General features: G+C 50.3%; 4 protein-coding genes and 1 pseudogene. 2 read left to right on the forward strand and 3 right to left on the reverse strand.

Annotated elements, in window-relative coordinates; translation table 11 throughout:
* The first annotated feature begins 258 nt into the window (after positions 1-258).
* Complete coding sequence (locus H3Z84_RS01505) at positions 259-453, forward strand: type II toxin-antitoxin system VapB family antitoxin (RefSeq protein WP_022990190.1); 195 nt, start codon at positions 259-261, stop codon at positions 451-453.
* Positions 450-851 (forward strand): PIN domain nuclease, encoded by a 402-nt coding sequence (locus H3Z84_RS01510; protein ID WP_054641852.1) that lies wholly within the window; start codon positions 450-452, stop codon positions 849-851. Before H3Z84_RS01505 ends, H3Z84_RS01510 begins: the two co-directional genes overlap by 4 nt.
* Positions 852-933: 82 nt before the next feature.
* Here the strand turns inward: H3Z84_RS01510 and H3Z84_RS01515 are convergent, their stop codons facing one another.
* The 3 genes and pseudogenes from H3Z84_RS01515 to H3Z84_RS16900 form a co-directional block, all read right to left on the reverse strand.
* The gene (locus tag H3Z84_RS01515; RefSeq protein ID WP_094624795.1) at positions 934-1,221 is read right to left on the reverse strand and encodes a helix-turn-helix domain-containing protein; all 288 of its coding nucleotides are present in this window, start codon (positions 1,219-1,221) and stop codon (positions 934-936) included.
* Positions 1,214-1,525 (reverse strand): type II toxin-antitoxin system RelE/ParE family toxin, encoded by a 312-nt coding sequence (locus H3Z84_RS01520; protein WP_199456008.1) that lies wholly within the window; start codon positions 1,523-1,525, stop codon positions 1,214-1,216. Before H3Z84_RS01520 ends, H3Z84_RS01515 begins: the two co-directional genes overlap by 8 nt.
* Before the next feature lie 119 nt (positions 1,526-1,644).
* Positions 1,645-2,134 (reverse strand): annotated as a pseudogene (locus H3Z84_RS16900) (hypothetical protein); the annotation flags it as partial.

The following is a 2,134-nucleotide window of genomic DNA, read 5'->3' on the forward strand; positions in this document are numbered from 1 at the left end:
CGGATTCCGGCATGGTGAACACCGATTCCGGAAAATCACCAGAAAGTGTTCATCTTCGACCGGAATGACTGTTCACGTTGAACCAGAATAGGTGTTCATGTTCGTCCGGAATGGGTGTTCACGATGGGCCGGAATATGCACGCGCCGGCTTGGAGCCGCGAAGCGGCGTAAAATCGACCGCTGTGCAGCCGATTGTTATGTTTTCCCCGAAGTGCTAGATTGTGTATAAAAACTGCAAACTATACACATAGGTGCACCATGAGAACGAACATTGTCATTGACGACCAGTTGATGGCCGAAGCCCTCAAAGCCTCTGGCTACGAAACCAAAAAAGAAGCTGTTGAGCAAGGCCTGAAACTTCTGGTCCAGTTGAGCAAGCAGCAGGAAATTCGAAAGCTGCGCGGCAAGGTCAAGTGGGAAGGCGACCTGAATGAAATGCGGAGCGCCGGATGATCCTGGTGGATACCAGCGTCTGGATTGACTATTTCAACGGAGTCACTAACCCACACACTGACCTGTTGGATGCCTCGATAGTCCAAGGATCTGTCGCTATCGGGGACCTCATATTTCTGGAAATACTGCAAGGCATCCGCAACGACAAACAATATCGTCAGACCAAACAAAGCCTGATGGCGCTGGATCAATATGAAATGTTTGGCAAAGATATGGCAGCCAAGTGTGCCGACAATTATCGAGCGCTTCGTAAAAAGGGCATCACGATCAGAAAGACTGCCGATGTGATCATCGCGACATTTTGCATAGAGAAGGAGCTACCTCTGTTGTTCCTGGATCGTGACTTTATCCCCTTTGTTGATCATCTTGGACTTGAGCCGGCCCTGAGAGAAACATAACGCCTACCATCACTGGTGACAGAACCGCAGCGAAGCGGAGGTTTTGGCATCCGGTGCATGGCCTGGTTACACCTCACTCTGGTCAGTGAAGCTGATTGAAAACTTCCGGGTGTTGCTCAGCAATGCGCAGAAGCGCAACCGCAGGCCCCTGCGGCTCGCGCCGACCCTGTTCCCAATCCTGAAGGGTTCGCACACTCACACCCATAAGACCGGCAAACGCAGATTGCGACATGTTCAACTTCAGCCTGATCACTTTAGGCGGTGAAGGCTCTGATAGCTCATGAGTTCGTAGAGCCAATTCGCCCTTCTTGAACTGCTTGATTTCATTGATGCCATCAAGAATCTCTGCCCCAAGGTTCCTGTCACCCATTTTTGATTGCCTCTGCTATCTGCTTGAGCGTATGGCCAGGAATACTGGCGCGCCCTGATTTACTGTACAGCGTGAGCATCCATATCTCGTGGTCAGACTTCTTCCAGTAGTAAATGGCTCTGATACCACCGCTCTTTCCCGAACCCGCTGGTGCCCATCGAACTTTACGAACGCCACCCGAGCCTTTGATTAGATCCCCGGCATCCGGCTTCTGCAAAAGGTAGGTTTGAAGCCCACGGTATTCCTCGTCCGTGAGGTAGTTCGGCAATAGCTTGGTGAACGTTGAAGTTTCGATGAATAGCATTGCCAAAATATACGGCGTTGCCGTACAGACGTCAAGGTCGGATCCATGAGGTGTAACGCTTCAATAACCGGCGCAGCTTTGCTGTGTCCGGCGCCAAAGGCGCGAAGTTAATTGACTTGTTAAGAAACACGCCACCACCAAGTAGACCTGTATATTGTACGATTCATGTCGGTCCACGTTACTTTTTCCCACATCGGCTTCCCTTTGGAGAACTTGACTGATTCATGCAGCATATCGTACACATCTGAACTTATCCTGGATGGGTAGGCACTGGATAGGCCACCCATCTTTGCAGCATGGTTAGCCGCTCTCCCAACCCATACCAAATCATTTGATCCTCGTATTCCCGTGCGAGCGACAAAAAGCTTAGAACTATCAACTGCTACAGTGTGCTGCACCTCGTACGCAGCTTTAGGATATTGCGACTTGAGCGCGGGGTTAATTATATGAATCCTTGCGTAATTAATCTGAGTTATGGTGATTTCTGGTGTATGGAAGCAGGCTGAAGGGGTGGCGTATCCTGTTGGTTGATCACCGCCAAGATCACAACCAACAGAGGAATGATACGCCATGTCCGAGTCTAACCTGCATGCTCTTTCACAACCAGAG

The organism is Marinobacter sp. bablab_jr003 (genome assembly GCF_016464245.1).
GTDB classification, from domain to species: Bacteria; Pseudomonadota; Gammaproteobacteria; order Pseudomonadales; family Oleiphilaceae; genus Marinobacter; species Marinobacter vinifirmus.

Bases quoted from the DNA above. Each gene is read 5' to 3' on its own strand.
- H3Z84_RS01520 (WP_199456008.1), bottom strand. From the start codon at position 1,525: ATGCTATTCATCGAAACTTCAACGTTCACCAAGCTATTGCCGAACTAC.
- H3Z84_RS01505 (WP_022990190.1), top strand. From the start codon at position 259: ATGAGAACGAACATTGTCATTGACGACCAGTTGATGGCCGAAGCCCTC.
- H3Z84_RS01510 (WP_054641852.1), top strand. From the start codon at position 450: ATGATCCTGGTGGATACCAGCGTCTGGATTGACTATTTCAACGGAGTC.
- H3Z84_RS01515 (WP_094624795.1), bottom strand. From the start codon at position 1,221: ATGGGTGACAGGAACCTTGGGGCAGAGATTCTTGATGGCATCAATGAA.